This window comes from Streptomyces sp. URMC 124 (assembly GCF_051386455.1).
Taxonomy (GTDB): Bacteria; Actinomycetota; Actinomycetes; order Streptomycetales; family Streptomycetaceae; genus Streptomyces.
In genome coordinates, this window is the sequence record NZ_JBPQTS010000335.1 from 1 (window position 1) to 1,111 (window position 1,111).

Genomic DNA, 1,111 nt, shown 5'->3' on the forward strand with positions numbered 1-1,111 from the left:
CCGCACCGCCCGGGCCGCCGGGCGGCCGGGCGCGCGGGTCAGCCGTGCTGCTGCTGCGGCTTGGCCTCGCTCGGACGGACGATCACGAAGCCCTCTCCCTCCAGCTTGAGCTGGACGGCCTCTCCGGAGCCGCCGCGCAGCATGGACCCCAGGCTCTGGGAGCGGTGCAGCGAGGTGCGCAGGGAGGCGGACCAGCCGACGACCGCGTCGGTGTCCACGTAGACAGGGGCCTGCGCGGAGACGGGGATGACGATGGGGTTGCCCTCGCATATCACGCCGAGCTTGCCGTGACCGGTGAAGACGGAGTTGAAGAGCCCGCCGCCCGTCATGCCCGCCCCCTTCACGGCCTGGATCTCGTACGAGAGGGTCGGGTCGAAGCACAGTACGTTGCGGCCGTTGACGGTCAGGCTCTCGCCGGGCGCGATGTCGACGACGAAGCAGTTGGCGGCCTCGTGCGCGAACCACACCTCGCCGCGGCCCCGCACGGCCATCAGGGCCAGGCCCTCGCCGGTGACGGCACGCTTGAGGAACTTGCCGACGCCCTGGCCGAGCTTCTCGAACTGCAGGTCGCCGCGGAAGGCGACCATGGACCCCTGGCGCGCGTAGCACTCGCCGTCGACGGCGTAGACGATGGACTTGGCGTTGTGGACGGCCATGCCGGGCGCGGCGGCGGGCTTGGCCATGTTCTGCTGGGCGAAGAGGTCACTGTGCATGCCGTGCATGATCACCCATGGGACGGACGGGCGGCAATGGCGCGAGCCGGGGCGAATGCGGCGCACTGGGGCGGTCGCCCCCGTGCGCGCAGACAGGGCCGCCGGGGAGGGTGACGGCCCTGCTGCGTACGGCGGGCGGGGTTGACCGGTGGGGTCAGTTGCGGTGGAGGCAGGTGCCGGGCCCGACGGCCCGGCAGGGGCCGGAACCGTCCGTGCCGCCGGTGCCGGTCGTGGTCGTGGTCGCCGTGACGGTGACGGTCGTCGTGGTCGTGGTGGCGACGGCGGTCCCGGCGAGGGTGAGCGCGGCCAGGAACAGGCCACCGGCACTGCGGAGGCGGGCGAGCGGGGAGGGACGGGGGTCCATGGGAGTGTCCTTCCGGAGAGGTGGGGTGTGAGGG

Annotated in this window: 2 protein-coding genes; both read right to left on the minus strand. The window is 72.9% G+C overall.

Going from position 1 to position 1,111, the window contains the following annotated elements:
* Positions 1-38 precede the first annotated feature (38 nt).
* Positions 39-713, minus strand: coding sequence for an AIM24 family protein (locus ACSNOG_RS32770; RefSeq protein ID WP_436756339.1), 675 nt, complete (start codon positions 711-713; stop codon positions 39-41).
* A 154-nt stretch (positions 714-867) separates the two neighbouring features.
* Positions 868-1,111 (minus strand): hypothetical protein (locus tag ACSNOG_RS32775; RefSeq protein ID WP_436756340.1); only part of this gene is annotated, 244 nt, incomplete at its 5' end.